Origin of the sequence: Prauserella cavernicola, from assembly GCF_016595675.1 — a bacterium.
Lineage (GTDB): Bacteria > Actinomycetota > Actinomycetes > Mycobacteriales > Pseudonocardiaceae > Prauserella_A > Prauserella_A cavernicola.
In genome coordinates, this window is sequence record NZ_JAENJH010000008.1 from 239364 (window position 1) to 255832 (window position 16469).

The 16469-nt window shown below is 68.1% G+C and carries 16 protein-coding genes and 1 pseudogene; 6 read left to right on the plus strand and 11 right to left on the minus strand.

The genetic code is table 11. The annotated features are described in order from the left end of the window. Positions 1-49 precede the first annotated feature (49 nt). The 5 genes from JHE00_RS26830 to JHE00_RS26850 all read right to left on the minus strand — a co-directional run bounded on the left by JHE00_RS26830 (position 50) and on the right by JHE00_RS26850 (position 4994). Positions 50-562 carry an RDD family protein gene (locus JHE00_RS26830; protein WP_307832131.1) on the minus strand — a complete coding sequence of 171 codons (513 nt, stop codon included), beginning with the start codon at positions 560-562 and terminating at the stop codon, positions 50-52. Positions 563-592: 30 nt separating this feature from the next. Next, entirely contained in the window at positions 593-2215 is a 1623-nt protein-coding gene (locus JHE00_RS26835; protein ID WP_200323186.1) for an N-acyl-D-amino-acid deacylase family protein, read from the minus strand. A 43-nt stretch (positions 2216-2258) separates the two neighbouring features. Further along, a complete protein-coding gene (locus JHE00_RS26840) occupies positions 2259-3656 on the minus strand; it encodes a Na+/H+ antiporter NhaC family protein (RefSeq protein ID WP_200323189.1) in 1398 nt (465 codons plus the stop codon). A gap of 136 nt (positions 3657-3792) precedes the next feature. Continuing rightward, positions 3793-4686: a LysR family transcriptional regulator gene (locus JHE00_RS26845; protein ID WP_200323191.1), complete on the minus strand. Its 894-nt coding sequence runs from the start codon at positions 4684-4686 to the stop codon at positions 3793-3795. Positions 4687-4691: 5 nt separating this feature from the next. Then, a complete protein-coding gene (locus JHE00_RS26850) occupies positions 4692-4994 on the minus strand; it encodes a response regulator transcription factor (protein ID WP_200323194.1) in 303 nt (100 codons plus the stop codon). 360 nt (positions 4995-5354) lie between these two features. Here JHE00_RS26850 and JHE00_RS26855 point away from each other — a divergent pair, with 360 nt between their 5' ends. Both JHE00_RS26855 and JHE00_RS36155 read left to right on the plus strand, forming a co-directional pair. Next, positions 5355-5756: a DUF6924 domain-containing protein gene (locus JHE00_RS26855; RefSeq protein ID WP_200323196.1), complete on the plus strand. Its 402-nt coding sequence runs from the start codon at positions 5355-5357 to the stop codon at positions 5754-5756. A gap of 202 nt (positions 5757-5958) precedes the next feature. Further along, positions 5959-6324 (plus strand): FAD-dependent oxidoreductase, encoded by a 366-nt coding sequence (locus JHE00_RS36155; protein ID WP_372440499.1) that lies wholly within the window; start codon positions 5959-5961, stop codon positions 6322-6324. Positions 6325-6330: 6 nt separating this feature from the next. Here JHE00_RS36155 and JHE00_RS26865 read toward each other — a convergent pair whose 3' ends face one another. Beyond that, positions 6331-7272, minus strand: a complete 942-nt coding sequence (locus JHE00_RS26865) for an alpha/beta hydrolase family protein (RefSeq protein ID WP_200323200.1) — start codon at positions 7270-7272, stop codon at positions 6331-6333. Between the two features lie 161 nt (positions 7273-7433). On the opposite strand from JHE00_RS26865, the gene JHE00_RS26870 reads away from it, so the two are divergent. Continuing rightward, on the plus strand, positions 7434-8003 hold the full coding sequence (locus JHE00_RS26870; protein ID WP_200323378.1) for a TetR/AcrR family transcriptional regulator: 570 nt from the start codon (positions 7434-7436) through the stop codon (positions 8001-8003). Between the two features lie 681 nt (positions 8004-8684). Here JHE00_RS26870 and JHE00_RS26875 read toward each other — a convergent pair. Together JHE00_RS26875 and JHE00_RS26880 are read right to left on the minus strand one after the other, a co-directional pair. Further along, positions 8685-9065 (minus strand): annotated as a pseudogene (locus tag JHE00_RS26875) (DDE-type integrase/transposase/recombinase); the annotation flags it as partial. Positions 9066-9408: 343 nt separating this feature from the next. Beyond that, positions 9409-10158: a MerR family transcriptional regulator gene (locus JHE00_RS26880; protein ID WP_200323204.1), complete on the minus strand. Its 750-nt coding sequence runs from the start codon at positions 10156-10158 to the stop codon at positions 9409-9411. A gap of 91 nt (positions 10159-10249) precedes the next feature. Here JHE00_RS26880 and JHE00_RS26885 point away from each other — a divergent pair, with 91 nt between their 5' ends. From JHE00_RS26885 to JHE00_RS26895, 3 genes are read left to right on the plus strand one after another with little or no spacing between them, the layout of a single operon-like run. Then, on the plus strand, positions 10250-11239 hold the full coding sequence (locus JHE00_RS26885) for an ATP-binding cassette domain-containing protein (RefSeq protein ID WP_200323215.1): 990 nt from the start codon (positions 10250-10252) through the stop codon (positions 11237-11239). Then, the gene (locus JHE00_RS26890) at positions 11236-12054 is read left to right on the plus strand and encodes an ABC transporter permease (protein WP_200323218.1); all 819 of its coding nucleotides are present in this window, start codon (positions 11236-11238) and stop codon (positions 12052-12054) included. The genes JHE00_RS26885 and JHE00_RS26890 overlap by 4 nt, the downstream gene beginning before the upstream one ends. A 19-nt stretch (positions 12055-12073) precedes the next feature. After that, entirely contained in the window at positions 12074-13042 is a 969-nt protein-coding gene (locus tag JHE00_RS26895) for a zinc-binding dehydrogenase (protein WP_200323220.1), read from the plus strand. A 3-nt stretch (positions 13043-13045) separates the two neighbouring features. Here the strand turns inward: JHE00_RS26895 and JHE00_RS26900 are convergent, their stop codons facing one another. Genes JHE00_RS26900 through JHE00_RS26910 form a run of 3 tightly spaced genes read right to left on the minus strand, consistent with a single transcriptional unit; the run spans position 13046 to position 16466 of the window. Continuing rightward, positions 13046-13999 (minus strand): LLM class flavin-dependent oxidoreductase, encoded by a 954-nt coding sequence (locus JHE00_RS26900; RefSeq protein ID WP_200323222.1) that lies wholly within the window; start codon positions 13997-13999, stop codon positions 13046-13048. Beyond that, complete coding sequence (locus JHE00_RS26905; protein WP_200323224.1) at positions 13996-15195, minus strand: cytochrome P450 family protein; 1200 nt, start codon at positions 15193-15195, stop codon at positions 13996-13998. Before JHE00_RS26905 ends, JHE00_RS26900 begins: the two co-directional genes overlap by 4 nt. After that, positions 15192-16466: an activator-dependent family glycosyltransferase gene (locus JHE00_RS26910; protein ID WP_200323226.1), complete on the minus strand. Its 1275-nt coding sequence runs from the start codon at positions 16464-16466 to the stop codon at positions 15192-15194. The genes JHE00_RS26905 and JHE00_RS26910 overlap by 4 nt, the downstream gene beginning before the upstream one ends. Positions 16467-16469: the final 3 nt, after the last annotated feature.

The following is a 16469-nucleotide window of genomic DNA, read 5'->3' on the forward strand; positions in this document are numbered from 1 at the left end:
ACTCCTGCCACAGCGTCCACGACCACGTAGTACTTTCGGCCGACCCGCCTCAGCTGGTGCGGACCACCACGGTCCGCGCCACCACGTCGCCAAGGCGCTGGCGCCGATCGGTCACCGCGATGCCGACCACCGCCACCAGCCCGAGCAACAGACCGTCCACTGTGAACAGAAGCCAGCGCAGAAAGAAGTCACGGGCGCGCGGGTGACCGCCGCGCAGGGTCTCTACCCGCAGCCCCAGCACCAGCATTCCCGGGGTGATCCCGCCGCGGCGCAACGGCACCCACACCTGGATCAGCACATCGGCGACGAACGCGCCCCCCACCAGGACGATCGCCGTGACCCACAGCGCCACCGTCGAAGGCACGAGACCCCATCTCACCAGCGGGAGGGCGACGAACCCGGTCAGCACTCCGGCGAGGCAACCGGACCCCACGGCCAGCGCCCAGTCCACCACGTGCTGGGACCCACGCCGGGCGATCATCTCCAGTCGGCTGGGCTCCGTGCCCGCCACGACCGACTCGGCGGCAACCGGTTCGGCGACCACGCTTGCGTCGGATTCCACTACCACCCCCGGACATCGCGGGGGCTGAGACTACACCTCGCCGGTGCCGCGCCGAGTCCCGAGCGGCGAGTCCTGCCGCCGGAGCACACGTCCCGCGCGTTCGGCGGTCGGCGTGCCGTCGCGAAGCACCGAGCGCCCGTTGACCAGCACATGGCGCACACCCAGTGCGTAGCTGCGCGGAGCCTCGTAGGTCGCCGTGTCGGTCACGGTCTCGGCATCGAACACGGCGATGTCGGCGACAAGTCCCCGCCGCAGCCGGCCACGCTCGGTCAGACCGATTCGGTGTGCCGGCAAGGACGTCATCTTCCGCACCGCCTCGCTCAGGTCGAGGACACCGCGGTCTCGCACGTAGCGGCCCAGGGTGCGGGCGAACGTGCCGAAGTGCCGCGGATGCGGGTGGCCGCCGGCCTCAGCGTCGAGGACCCACCCGTCGCTGACCACCGCCGACGACGGATGTCTCAGCACGGTGTCGACGTCGGACTCGGCCATCGCGTGGTTGACGATCCACACCTGGGCCTCGTGCTCGGCGAGCACGTCCAGCGCAAGCTGGGCAGGCTCCACTCCGGTGGCGACGGCGACGTCGGCCAGCGAGGAGCCGATCCAGCGGGTGTAGGTACCCTCCGGCATCGCGGCCAGAGTGATCCCGGCCGGGAGGAACGTACGCCCGACCCGCTCGCGCAGCTCCGCGGCGATCACCGCACGGGCGTCACGATCGCCGAGCCGTTCCAGCAGCGCCCCGAAGCCCCCGTCCAGCGCCCAGTTCGGGAGCCGGGAGGTCAATCTGGTGGAGGAGGCGGCGTACGGGTAGACGTCGCAGGCAACGTCCAGGCCCTCGGCCCGGGCTTCGTCGATCGCCGTCAAGGCGTCTTCCACTGCGCCGTGGTTGGCCGGGCCCAGAGCCTTGAGATGCGAGATCTGCAGTCGGGCACCGGTTCGCCGGGCGGTCTGCACCGCTTCGGCCACGGACTCGAGCAGGTGGTCCCCCTCATCGCGCATGTGCGTGCTGTAGAGCAGGTCGTGGCGGGCGGCGACCTCGGTGATCGCGACCAGCTCCTCGACCGTGGCGAACGAGCCCGGGGCGTAGATCAGCCCGGTGGAAACCCCGAAGATCCCCTGCCCGGCGGCAAGGTCGAGCAGTCCGCACATGCGAACCAACTCGTCGGGTGTGGCGTCGCGGAGCTCGTCGCCCAGCACCGCCATCCGAAGCGTCGCGTGCCCGGCCATCGCCGCGACGTTGACCGCGGGCCGGGCGGCCTCGACGGCGGCAGCGAACCCGTCGAAGTCGGGCCAGATCTCGGCTTTGCCGCCGTTGCGGGCCAGCTGCGTGCTCGCGACGCCGTCGAACCCGTGCGGCCCCGGAAAGGGCGCGCTTCCACAGTTCCCGGTAACCACGGTGGTGACGCCCTGACACACGCACGCCTGTGCCGCGGGGCTGTCGCAGAGCGTGAAGTCACTGTGCGAGTGCAGGTCGATGAATCCCGGAGAGACGACGGCGCCGGTGCAGTCCAGTACTGCCGCCGCCGAGCGAGCGGAGCCGGCTGCTCCGATGAACGTGACCCGGTCACCGGTCACGCCGACATCGGCCTGGACGGGAGCCGATCCGGTGCCGTCCACCACCGTTCCACCGCTGAGCAGGACATCGAACTCGGGCATCCTACGAACTCCTTGTCACCTGAGGCAGAAGCGCGAGCATGTGTCAGGTGATGAAGTAGAGGATGACGGTGTACATGAGTGTGGCGGGAATCAACAGCATCCAGCCGCTCATCAACATGTACCTGAGATTCTCGTACCGGGACAGTCCCATGCAGGTGACCATGTTCGGGTTGGGAAACGGCCCGTAGGTGTCGCCCTTCGAGGCGAACAGCAGGACCACGATCCACGCGGCGGGGCTCAGCCCGATCTCGGCCGCCACGGAACCGAAAATCTGGTCGACCAGCACGACGACCGCTGCCGACGCACCGGGAACGCCTGCCAGGCCGATCAACCCGACCACCACCGCGAACACGAACGGCGAGGTCGCCGACAGCTCTGTTCCCCAGCGGTCGAAGACGGCCTGGAACGGATCCAACTGGTCGACGACCGCGAACAAGGCCTCGAGCAGCCAGAAGAGCAGGAACAGGTGGAGGTAGGCCCCGGCTCCGCGACAGAACGCGGTGACCGTGTCGGTCGTCCGCTGGCGCGCGGCGAGTCCCGTCACCAGAGCGATCACCGGCAGCGCGAGCAGCGGAAAGGCTGTGCCCGCCTGGTTCAGGGTCGCGTAGGTGACGCTGGCGAGCAGGCTGATCGTGAAGCCGACGGTGGCGAGCCGCGGCCTCGCCGAGGAGGGCTCGTCGCCGCCGTCCGTCGGGTCGTCGGTGTAGAAGTCGTCGAGCCGCTCGGTTCTGCGCTGCCACATCAGCACGATCGCCGTGCCCAGCAGCACGGAGAGAATCGCCAGCGGCCCGGCACCGTAGGTCACGTACTCGCCGTAGGAGACCTCTGCGGCCTCCATGATCGCGATGTTGGATCCCGCGAAGGGGGCGAGCGCCAGTCCCGCACAGCCGCCGTAGAGCAACGTCACCGCGGTGGCCGTGCGCGTGACTCCGAGCCTGGCGGCGATCGGAATGAGGATCGGCGCGACGATGGCGAGCGCCCCGGCCAGAGTTCCGAGCATGAAGACGGTGATCAGGCTCGTGGCCATCATCCCGATGATGACGGCGGTCCGGCTCCGTTCCCCGAGTAGACCCATGATCGCGCGCACGAGCACGCCGGCGACTCCGGTGACCCGCAGAACCTCACCGAGGCCCGCGCCGAGCAGGATGATCAGGCCGATGCTCGTGACGCTGCCGCCCAGAGAGTCGCCCAGCACGGATGCCGCGTCCAGCGGAGTTGGCTGCAGGAGAGCGAATCCCGCCGCGAGTGCTGCGCCGGTGGCGATCAGGATGTTGAGCCCCGACAGGCACAGCACCGTGTAGAGCAGGATGGGCACGAATCCCCAGAACGATCCCGATCCCACCGTGAAGCCGATCGCGAGGCACAGCCCGATCGACACCGTGACCACCACAGGCACCACGGCGGACGACATCCTGCTGGGTGACTCGGCCTTCGTCGACATCCATACCTCTCAGCGATGCTGGGCGATACGCACCGTCGGGGCGGGTGCCTGACCGCGCTACCGAATGCGTCGGCGAAGCGTAACCAGCGACCCGACTCACGAGAAGTAGAAGAATTGCACGGCAAGCATCTGAAAATTAGATGTCGACCATCTGCCGCGACACCATGCCCGCGAACTCCGCGACACTCCTCGGCACGGTCCTGCCCGCCATCGCCTGGATGTACATGCTGCGTTCGCTCACGGTCCCGTGCGCCAGCGGGACGAGGACGAACTCGCCGCGGTCGACCGAGGCCATGACGGTCGGCTTCCCGCAGAACGCGACCGCGCCGCGCTCCCTGCAGTAGTTCTGGATAGCGCCGACATTGTTGCTGGTGAGCGCCGGATGCAGCTCGATCTGCTCGTACTGTGCGCATCGATCGACCACCACCCTGACCGTGCTGCCCGCCCCCATCAGCGCGAGCGGGAACGGCACCACGTCGCGCAGAAGGAGCTCCGACCTCGTCGCGAGCGGGTGATCGGCCGTCATCGTGGCGTAGACGCGCACCGTGTGCGCGTGCAGGATGTCGACGCCCTCCGGGCGGGCGAGCTCGTAACTCAGTCCGATGTCGTCCCTGCCTTCCCGGACCCGGGAGTTGACCACGGGCGACTGGACCACGGAGAGCTCGAAAACGACCTCGGGCTCTCGATTCTGGAACTCGTTCATGAGTCGCGGCAGCATCTCCAACGCGAAGGACTGGTTCGCCGCGATCTTGATGTGGCGCTGGCCCAGCTTGCGCAGGGCGCGGATGTCGGAGCGGGTGCGGTCGGCGTCGACGGAGAGCCGCCGGGCGTATGCCGCGAGTAGATCTCCGGCCTCCGTGGTCACGACTCCTCGCGGCTGGCGTTCGAGGAGCTCGACCCCGTGATCGGTCTCCAGTTTCTTGATCATCCGGCTGACCGCGGACGGAGCGACGTGCAGGTACTCGGCCGCGGCGCCGATGGATCCCCGCTCGACGGTTTCCAGGAAGTAGCGGAGCGCGAGGCTAATCATGCCGGTCAGTGTGAGCGCTGCGCGGCGTGCGGGGACAACAGGTCTCGGCGCGTGTCGACTCCGAACTTGCGCAGGATGTTGCGGACGTGGGTTTTCACGGTCGTGATCTCGATGGACAGTCGGTGGGCGAAGTCGGGATTGGACCGTCCTTCCAGGATCTGCCGCAGGATCGTGTGCTCACGGTCGCCGCGGGCAGCCAACTCCGACTTCAGGGAAGGGCACAGCTCGACGCCACTGTGCGTGCCAGACTGCTCGACGGTCAGCACACGCAGGCCGCGCAGGACGACGGGATGGTCCTCGACCAACATGACCCTCAATGGCGTGGGCACTGCGCAACCTCTCGTCGTGCGGATGGGAGTCGTCGACATCACCGGCAATTCCGACGGCGGACGTACTCTATGGGCGGGTCGAGGTCGAGCGCGGAGAGCTGCGAGAGACCTCACGCGATCGCTGAGTTGCGGCTGGGATCGCCACCCACTCGAACGGGAACAGGTAGATGTATGTGGCTCTTGCTTGGCGTCGCTGCTCTTGATGACGGGTGAACATCCCGCAATTCAGGGCTGCTCGCGGGGATAGCTGCTGAGCGATCCTCGAGTATTTGACGCCTCAGGCGCACGGTTCGCTGGGGGTGCGATGTCAGGCACGGCAGAGGTGTGAGGATGTTTGACATGACGAGCTTGCCGCAATCCGCCGGAACTCTCCTGGTCCGCACCGACTTCTCCGATCAGGAGGGCTGGGAGGCGTTGCGGACGGCAGTCACGACACCAAACCAAGACGGTTTTGTGGCGAACGTGCACGTGGTGGATGATCCCGCCTATCGTGACGTGACCTCCGAGCAGCTCGCGGCACTGCTCGACCCCTATTCACTGCTCATCGTCGCCGACACGTTCGCCATCACCGCGCCCGGGCAGCCGTTGCTCACCATGCGCCGCGATGGAGAGCGAGTCGAGCAGCTGCGAGTCGTCGCCGACGAGTTGTGGTCGATCGAGAACAACATCTCCCTCGCCAACATGGACTGGTACGAGTTCACCAGGGCTGCCGACGCGGACGGCATCTTCCGGGGTTTCTGATCTTGCCCCGGGGCGTCAGAAACGGCTGTCGTGTGCCTGCGGCGGCAGACGTCCGGCCGGATCCGACTTCGCCCACGTGGCGGCCACCGCGTGCAGCCGCTCAGCGAACGCATCAACGCCGCACACTTGAGGATCAGTCCCGAAGTGATCTTGGGTCTCAAACCAGAGGTACTCCGACAGCGACGCGCGAGTGGCGCCGTGGATGAGCTTGTACCAGAGCGGGGCGAGCAGACAGTCGTACCTCGATCGAGCGGACGCTCTACTGGCCGTGGCGACCCGCGCGCTGCCCTCCCCGGCCGGGCGGCGGGTGCTCGACCGCTGGTCAGGCGAACGACCGTGCGGCCCGGACGGAATGCCTGCGATCGGCGGGACGAAGCGGTGCGCGAACCTGTCAGTCGCCGTGGGTCACGGCAGGTGGGGGGCTGATCCTCGCACCCGTGACCGCCCGGCTCATCGCCGATCGGCTCCTGCGCCCGGCCGCTTCGGGCACCGTGTCCGAGCTGCTCGACCCGGACCCGTTCACCCGGCGATGGATCGGTCGCCGGCACGCACGATGCGGCACAGCTGACGCGTCCTACTTGTTGTCGATCCGCCCGATCGGCTCGGCGGTGTCCGCGAGTTCGGCCTGCATCTGCTTCCATGCGAGGTCGTCGATCCCGAGGGCGCTGCGGAGGTAGGCCCAGCAAGCCCGTCGAACCAATGCGACCCGCTCGGGGCTCTCGTCGGTGGTGTCGTTGGCGTTGTAGCCGTGGATTCCGCCGAGCAAGTGCTCGCCTCCGAACAGGGTGAGCAAGCCCCGAGCGCCGGGGCTGTATCGGTAGATGTCGGTGAACCAGTCGGGGCCGCGGGTCGAGAGCGCGGACTGGTCGTGATCACCTGCGACGACGAGAGTCGGCGTGGTGAGGCCGTCGAAGTCGGGGCTCATGAAGGAGAAGTTCTCCTTGGCGAAGGGCGTCAGGTCGTCACCACCAATGCCGGTCGTCGCGAGGAGCACCCCGGCTTTGACGCGAGAATCGGACATGTCCGGTCCGGGCTGTCCGTCCGCACCGATGACGCGCGCGCCGAGAAGCATGCTGACGGTCTGCCCGCCCCAGGAATGTCCCGCGACGGCGATGCGATCGCGGTCGACGCGGTCACCGAGCCCCGGGACCGCGGCGAGGACGTGGTCGAGCTCGTCGAGTACCCGTCCGACGTCCTGGACCCGGATGCGCCAGATGTCCGGGAACCGGGGGTCTTCGAGGGTGAGGCCGAGGGTGCGCGAGTCGAGGAACGTGGGCTGGATGACGGCGAAGCCGTTGCCGGCCCAGAAGTCGACCAGCGGGTCGTAGGAGGACATCGATTTGCCGAAGCCGTGGGCGAGGATGACGACCGGGAGGCCGGTGCCGGAGGCGGGTGCCGACACGCGCACCTGTAGATCGTCGCCGCGCTCTGAAGCGGGCAGCACAACCGGCTTGACGCTGATGATCGGGGTGGTCAGGACAGGGACGGCGCTCGGAGCGACGTTGGGTGCGGGCATGGGCGGCTTCTCACTTTCGATGGCTCGTGGACGCGGGTTCTCCGCTGAGTGGCTACCGGCTAGACTCTCCAACCGGAGCACCGTTCCGAATATACGGAGCAGTGTTCCGATTGGCAAGAGCCGTGCGAAAGGAGCGCCGCGTGGGTGCAGGCGAAGAGGCGATGTCGGCGACCGCGAATCCGGCCAAACGCGCGGACGCCCGACGGAACGAGAAGGCGCTGCTCGATGCCGCGGCGTCGGTGTTCGTCACCGACGGGGTGGACGCGCCGGTACGCCGGATCGCCGCCGAGGCGGGCGTCGGCATGGGGACGATCTACCGACACTTCCCCACGCGCGCCGACCTCGTCGTGGCGGTGTACCGGCACCAGGTCGAGGCGTGCGCCGAAGCCGGGCCGGCCCTGCTCGCGACGGCGACGTCACCGTTCGCCGCGATGGGTCAGTGGGTGAGCCTCTTCGTGGACTTCCTGGTGACCAAACACGGCCTCGCCGCGGCGATGCGTGACGACCCGGATGGCTTTGCCGCCCTGCACGCACTGTTCCTCGATCGCCTGGTGCCGGTGCTCGCCGACATCCTCTCCGCCGCCCGCGACGCGGCCGAGGTCACGGCTGACGTCACCGCCTACCAACTACTTCGCGCGATCGGCGACATCTGCGCGGGTGCCGAGCGGGTCGACCCCGAGTACGACGCGCGGCTGACCGTTCGGCTCTTGCTCGAGGGATGCAGGCGGTAGAACCAGGAGCTACCCGGCGGCGAACGAAACGATCGGAATCTTCAGCTCTCGCCGCACCTCCGAGGCGACGACTCCATCGTCATCGGCGTTGTCAGCACGCCCGAGGTCCGGCCCGCGCACCGCCCGCACGGCGAGGCCGGACTGAACGGCGTGTCCGTCATGCCGGGCAGTCGTAGCTGATCCGCGGCGCCGCACGGCGCGCAGCGCCGAGCCGAGAACCTCCGCGAGGGCAGGACGCGGCACTCGTCATCGCTGCCGGCAACTTGCTCGCCAGAACACCGTCGACCTGTTGACTCGCGGTAGAAGCAGGGTGCGTTCATTACGAGGAGCCCCACTCCCCCACCAGAAGCCCCGGTACGGCACCCGTACCGGGGCTTCTGGGATATGTCTGAATAGAACCTTGTGACCGAGTCGAGCTTGGCGACGCACTCGACTATGTCCTGCCCGCCGGACGAGTTCACCAACGCGGTCGGCCTGACACTAGTCGTGGCGCCCCCGCTCCATGGACAGGACGTCCCGATCATCGCGCCCACTTAGGTGTCCGGGGTTGCGAAGGCCGCCCGTAAGCTGAACTCAAGATTTGTCGACAGTTGTGGATGTCTCAGCGATCAGGGAATCAACCACGGACCTCCACATCGCTGATTCCTGGCAGAACGCGCCGCAGCCATCCGGATCGGTGTATTGACTGCCGGCGTCGGAGTGGTGGATCAGTCCGGGCTCGACCGGGTGGCCGTAATGATCACGGCGCCAGAGGGCCATGTTGAGGGCCTTGGACACCAACGTGGTTGTGTTCGAACTCGAGGCGGTCCAGCCGACGATCGCGCGGGAGTAGGCGTCGATGACGAAGGCGACGTAGGACCATCCGGTCCAGGTCGCCACGTAGGTGAAGTCCGCGACCCACACACGGTTGGGCTCCTGTGCGGTGAAGTCCCTGTTGAGCTTGTCACCGGCGCGTATGCCGTCCTTGGCAGGGGTCGTGGTGCGCCGCTTATGACCCCGCGCCACGCCGTTCATGCCCAGTTCGCGCATGATCCGGTCGACGGTGCATCGACCAACGGGGCGATCGCCCGCGCTGCGGCATACGGCGACTCGAACTCGTCCAACCGCTCCAAGACCAGACGAACAGCCTTCTCACGGACCTCACGCGGGTAACGCTTCGACACGATGACGACCATCTTCCCTCAGACAAGAAGCGGCCCCCAACCCGTGACGGTTCACGTATCCCCAGCCGTGCCATGCTCCGAGATGGCGGATGAACGGATGCCGGTCGAGAACCTCGCCGCAGCCATCCGGGTTGCGCTGGGCCCGCACACCCGAGGCCGCGCCGACGCTGAGCACACCACCGGCCTTTCGATGAACGCGCGCGACGTTTACGGCGCCCCGCCGCCATCGCGCTCTACACCACTCACTCTCCGGCCAATACGGAGAAAGCGCGCCGCACCACCTCCGCCTGCGCGGGCGAGAGTTCCTCAAGGAAATCTCGTGCCGTGTGTGCGGCTCGGGGCGCAGCGGCCGGCGGCAGTAGACCGAGCAGGCCCCGGGGAAGACTCTCCGCCAGTTCGGCGGCCAGTACGCCGATCCGCGGATCGTCCGGGTCCGCGTCTTCGAGTTCGTCCATTGCCTGATAGAACCGCCGCATCCGGTCCGGGTAGTCGGGGTCGGCGGCCAGTGCGTTCGCCAGGTCCGCGATCTCGCGCCGGGGTGCATCGCCGATGGAACTGTCCAACAACGCAAGCCATTCGCGTTCTCTCGCGGCCAGGCCGGACGCGCCGTCCGGCAGGTTGCCGAGCAAAGCGGCGACCCCGTCCGAGACCGGGTCGTCGGGATGCAGCGACTCCCGTCGCAGCAGATCCGCCAGCCGGGCTCGCCTGCGGCGGATTTCCTCCTCCTGACTCGCCAGGTCGGCATCCAGCTCCGCCAGCAACACCCGCAGATTCGTCTTGGCATCACTGGCGATCACTTCCCGCACCTCGCCGAGGCTGAGCCCCAGCTCGGTCAGCCGCTTCACGCGGGCGAGCACCACCGCGTCCCGCAGCGTGTACTCCCGATAGCCATTGGCCAACCGTGAGGGCTCCGGCAGCACATCGAGTTTGTGGTAGTGGCGCACGGCCCTGGTCGATATGCCGACCAGTCCTGCCAGTTCGCCGATCCGCATGCGTTCAGAAAACCTCAACGCCACGTGCAGGTCAACGGCTTGACCTTGTCGCGACGTCAAGGTTTGTACTCGTTGGCGAAAGGAGGAGCACATGCTCGACGTTGAGAAAGATAGGGAACCGGTGATCTGGGCGGAAGGGCTCACCAAACGGTTCGGCAAGGTCCAGGCGCTCGATGGGCTCGACCTCTCGGTGCCGGCGGGTACCTGTTATGGCCTGCTCGGCCCGAACGGCGCGGGCAAGACCACCGCGGTACGGGTGTTCGCCACCATCACCAGGCCGGACGGCGGCGAGGTCAGGGTGGCTGGGCACGACGTGGTCAGGGACGCGCGCCAGGTCCGCCGGCAGATCGGCCTGGCCGGCCAGCACGCGGCGCTTGACGAGGAGCTGACCGGCAGGGAGAACCTCCAGATCATCGGCAGGCTGTTCCACCTCGGCAGGCGGACCGCGCGCAGGCAGGCGGACCATCTGCTGGAGAAGTACTCCTTGGACCATGCGGCGGACCGGCTGGTCAAGACCTACTCAGGCGGTATGCGGCGCAGACTTGACCTGATCGCCAGCCTGATCATCTCGCCGACCGTTCTCTTCCTCGATGAGCCGACCGCCGGACTGGACCCCCGGAGCAGACTCCAGATCTGGGAGACGGTACGGGCGCTGGTCGCCGACGGCACGACAGTCATGCTCACGACCCAGTACCTCGACGAGGCCGACCAGCTTGCCGCACAGATCGCTGTGGTCGACGCGGGCACGGTCGTGGCGCGCGGCACCCCCGACGAACTCAAGGCGATCATTGGAAGCAGAGTCGATGTCGCGCTCGCGCCGGAGGCGAGCCTGGCCGACAGCGCGCTCGCGCTCAGAGCCATCGCGGCGGACGGCGCGGTGCCGGACGTCGACGAGGACGGCCGGACGCTCAGCGTTCCCGTCGCCGCCGACTCGTTCACGTTGCCCGCCGTCGTACGGCAGTTGGACAGCGCGGGCATCGACGTACTTGACGTCGGTATCCGGCGCCCCACCCTGGACGAGGTTTTCCTCACCATCACCGGAAACAACAGCAAAGCCGAACACGAAAGCCTCGTGCCATGACTCAGCCCCTGCAGCGAAAGACGACACCGTTGACCGGCTTCGGTGACGGCCTCACCATCATGATCCGCAACCTGCTCAAGCTCAAGCACAAGCCCGGTCAGATCATCGCCGAGCTGATCGTGCCGGTGGTGATGGTGCTGCTGTTCGGCTACGTGTTCGGCAGCGCGATCGCGATCGAGAACGGCAGCAGCTACCTCGAGTACCTCATGCCCGGCCTGCTCGTGATGGGGGCAGTGCTGGGTGCGCTGAGCTCGCTCACAGCGATCGCGAGGGACAACGGCCTCGGCGTCATGGACCGGTTCCGTTCCATGCCCATGGAACGCTGGTCGGTGCCGTTCGGACAGACCGCGGCGACACTGGTGATCGGCGTCGTCGGGCTGGTGACCATGTCGGTGGTAGGGCTCATCTTCGGCTGGCGCGCCCACAATGGACTCGTGCCCGCGCTCGGCGCCTTCGGGCTGATCCTTTTGCTGTACTACGCGGTGTCCTGGCTCGGAGCCGTGCTCGGCAGTCTGGTCGACAACGAGGAGACCGCGGCCCGGCTGATGATGCTGGCCTTACCCCTCGTGATGATCTCGAACGTCTTCGTTCCCACCGGCGGGATGCCCTCGGCGCTGCGCGCGCTGGCCGACTGGAACCCCGTGAGCGCGGCGGTCACCGCCTGCCGTGAGCTGTTCGGGAACCCTGGCGCGCCCTCCGGTGACCTGGCCTGGCCCATGGCCAACCCCGTGCCCGCCACGATCGGCGCCTCGGCGCTGATCCTGCTGGTGTGCGTCCCCCTCGCTGTGTACCGCTTCCAGAAGGAAGCGTCCTGACCCGGAACGGGTACTCACCATGCTTGCCGTGACCGCCACGGGAACCGATGCCCTCCGGCCGCTGGAACACCTCGGCCTCGGCGAGTATCCCGAACCTGAGCCCGCCCCTGGCTGGGCAAAGGTCCGGGTACTCGCGACATCACTCAACCACCACGACCTGTGGACACTGCGCGGGGTCGGCCCTCCCGGCCAGCGCCTGCCCATCGTGCTGGGCAGCGAGGCCGCGGGCGTCGACGAAGACGGTAACGAGGTGATCGTGTACCCGGTCATCTCCCACGGCGAGCAACACGCCGACGACACGCCGGCCCCGGAACACAGCGTCCTTAGCGAGGTTCACGACGGGACCTTTGCCGAGTACCTGGCAGTGCCGCGGCGAAACCTCGTGCGCAAGCCGCCCTGGCTGAGTTTCGAGGAAGCCGCGTGCCTCCCGGGAACCTGGCTGACCGCGTACAGCATGTTGTTCGGGGCCATGCGGTTGCCGCCGGGCGGGACGGTACTGGTGCAGGGCGCCGGCGGTGGAGTCGCCACAGCCCTCGTATGCCTGGGTGCCGCGGCAGGACACCGGGTCTGGGTGACCAGTCGCAGCGAGGACAAACGCCATCGTGCCCTTCAACTGGGCGCACACGCGGCATTCGTCCCCGGACAGCGATTGCCGGAGCGGGTGGACGCGGTGTTGGAAACGGTGGGCGCGGCGACCTGGGGACACTCGATCAGGTCCGTACGAGCAGGCGGGCGGATCGTCGTCAGCGGCGCCACCACAGGCAGCGGGCCGCCCGCTGAGCTGTCGCAGGTCGTCGCCCGACAACTGTCGATCGTCGGTGTCAAACTCGGTACGCTGCGCCAGCTGGAACAGCTTGTGACGTTCTGCGACCAGGCACTCGCGCGGCCTGTGCTGAATTCGGTGCTCCCGCTGTGCCGGGCGCGTGAGGGATTCGCGGCGCTGGACCGCGGCGACGTGTTCGGGAAGATCGTGTTCTCGCTCGGCTGAGGTTCAGAACCCGGACAGAATGGTGGCCAGTTCGGCGAGGGTGGCCCGGGTTCCGTACCGGCTGTGCACTCCGCTCAAGTTGAGCACCAGCTCGTCCACTCCGGCCTCGGCGAACTCCGTCGCCTGACTGACCAGCTCCTCCACGGTACCGGCCAGGAAGCCACCACCGGCGACGAGCCTCGACGCGGTCGCCGCGAGATCGTGCTCGTCGACATCGATGCGTGATCTGCGCAGCATGTCACGGTAGTGCGAGGCGCGGAGGTGCGGTTCGCTCCCAGCCAGGGCGATCTCGGCGGGCTCGCGGTCCGGTGCGGCGAGGCACACGGGGATGACTGTCACCAGCCTGGGGCGTGGCCTGCCGGCGGCGGCCGCACCGGCACACAGTTCGGGAACGACCGACTCCCGCAGGTACCGCGCCGGGGTCAGCCAGGTGATCGCGACATCCGCGACGCACCCGGCCAGCCGGGCCATCCGGGGACGCAGCACGCCCAGGCCGATCTCGACCGGTGGTGCGGGGACGAACGGCAGCCGAAGGTGACCGCTGACGTAATCACCGTCGTGATCCATCGGCTCCCCCGCCAGCAGCGCCCGCACGGCTTCCACGTACTCACGCACGGCGGTCAGCGGACTGGCGTAGGGCGCGCCGAGCACCGAACGCTGGAAGTCCCGGGAACCCGGACCGAAACCCGCGACGAAGGGATGACCGGACGCGACGGCCACCGAGCGCGCCTGGAGCGCGGCGGCGAACGGATGCGAGAGCGGCGTCAGAGTCACGCCGGCTCCCATCGGCACCCGGAACCCGGCGGCCGCGGCCGCGGCGAAGACCAGATGAGTCTCGACGGTCAGGTTCTGACCGAACCACATCCGGCCAGCACGGCTCCATTGCGCCAGTCCGGCGAAGGGGAGCACCTGCTCGACCCGAGTGGGCATCAACGGAACGAAGAAGGAGACCTTCATGCGGCCCTCGTCGCCAGCGAAACCGGGAGCGAGAGCAGCCCCTGCGTCACTGGAGCATTCGGGCGACAGATGGGCTGCCCCATCGGGATGACTCCTGAAAACGTGTTCATCAGTGCTCGCACCGAGGTTGTGGCACAGCGCCGGACGAACGCGGGTACGAGCCCTGCCGCGAGACCGCAGCGCCACACGAGTGGTTCCGCTTCCCCAGCACCGTCCGTCGGCTCCGCGAGCAGGGCGACGACGGGGGTGTCCGCCTCCACCCACAGGCCGTCGAGGTCGAAGTCCACCTGCGAGACAAGCGTCGTGAACCGGACGGGCGGAGCATGCCGCAGGATGTCGTCCACGGCGCGTTCAGCGTGCTTCGCCGTCCAGAGTCCATTCGCCAGCAGTCCGGCGAGCGCCGCCGCCGCGAGGTCGGCCGCCATTCGCGTGCCCACCACGACCAGCCCCGTCACGAGTTCCCGCACGTCCTCGACACTCGCTCCCGTACGTCTCGCCGCACCCAGCAAAGCGCTCAGCAGGTCCTCTGCGCCCGGCTCGGCCACCCGCTGTACGACAAGCGCGGCGACGTCATCCCGGACCCGCGCAGCCGTCGTCAGCAACCGTTCCGCGGTCTCCAGCGACGGTGGGCTCGACAACGCGTCCAGGACCGGAGCGAGATCGGCCACGCTCGGCGCGACCGACTCCGGCAGTTCCATCAACTCGCCGAGCGCTGCGACCGCAACGGGTTCGCAGTAGGCGCTCACCAGATCCACGGTTCCCGTCAGTGTCTCGGCCAGGCGATAGCAGGCCCGCTCCGCGGGCCCCCAGTCCGGCCCGGCCGCGGCGGCCAGCACCGCCAGGCGCCGCACTCTGTCCGGCGTGGGCTGCGGTGCGACACCGTCCAGCGGGAGCACGTGACAACACGGCCGGTTCCACCGCGGGCCCCGCACCGCGTGCGCTCGCGCACCTCCCGGATGGCTGCCCGCCAGCCGTGAGTCGGCCAGCAGTGCGCGCACGAGCCGACGATCCGTGACGATCCACGCTCCCAGCTCGCTGCGCCAGACCGGCCCGCGTTGCTCGAGCGACATCGTCGTGTGGTCCTCTGCCCGCAAGAGCAGTGCGTACGGATCTCCCATCTCCCCTGCCATCCACTGCAGACTGCGCAGGGTCGTCAGATGCCTGCCCAGTTCCGCTCTGGCTTCCACCGCGCTCACCGTGCACCCGCCTTCCCGGCGCCGAACTTCGCCGCCAGCTCGGCGAGCACCGGCACCAGTTCGGGCAGACCCATGACCCCCTCCATCTCGGCACACAGAGACCGGGCGGACTCCCGGTAGGACGCGTCACCCAGCACGTCGGTAAGGCGGTCCCGCAGCATGGCCGGCCGGAAGCCATTCCGTTCGACATGGACACCCGCGCCGAGGCGATCCAGTCTCACCGCCCTCGGGACCGTGTCCCACGAGCCGTCGGGCACGAGAAGCTGCGGAACGGCGTGCAACGAGGCCGACAGACCCGTACCGGCACCACCGTGATGCACGATCGCCGAGCAGGTCGGCAGAACTGCCTCCAGCGGGACGAAATCCACCACGCGGACGTTGCCGGGTATCCGGTACCCGGCAACCAGCCGATGCGTTTGAACCGTCGCAACGACCTCGGCGTCGACCCCACCCACCGCGTCCAGCAGATCGGTCACGCCCTCCGCTTCGAACTCGGTGGCGTCTCGAAAGGACAGTCCGAAAGTCAGGCAGACCCGGGCGCCGGAGGCGGGCGGATCGAACTCAGGCACCGCCTCCGACCCACCGTGGTACGGCACGTAGCGGAAGGAGACCTGGTTCGGCAGCGGGTACTGTAGCGACGCCGGGTACGGGTTGAGTGTGAACTGACCGACGACCACGTCCTCGTCGAAGTCGCAGCCGAACCGGGCCAGGTTCCAGCCCAGCCATTCCCGGACCGGATCCTGGCGAGCAGAGGGATGCCGCCGCACCAGCAGGCGCAGGTAGTCCGACCGCATCGCCCCGAGCAAGTCCAGACCCGTGAGCAACCTGGCGTGCGCGGCACCGCACGCGCGAGCCGCGATCGGGGCCGCGAACATCGTCTCGTCCCACACGACAAGGTCCGGTTGCCATGCCCGCGCCGCGTGGACGAGGTCGTCCACGACAGGCCGGACACACAGCTCGTGGAAGGGAAACGTCGCCATCACGGTGAACCGCGTGTGCAGGAACTCAAAGGAGTTCTCCCCCGGCCGGTAGTCACTGAGGTCAAGTCCGGTCCGCCCCGGGTCCTCGGAAGGGAGGTTGTCCAGTACCTCGCCCCACCGCATCTCCTCCCCCACCGTGAGCGCCGGAAGCCCCGCCGCCATGACGTCGTGAACCAGATCCGGCTGGACTGCGAAACGGACCTCGTGCCCGGCGATGCGCAAAGCCCACGCCAGCGGAACCTGGTGGTAGAGGTGAGTCCTCGCGGGGTAGGGCACGAACAGAACTCGCATGGC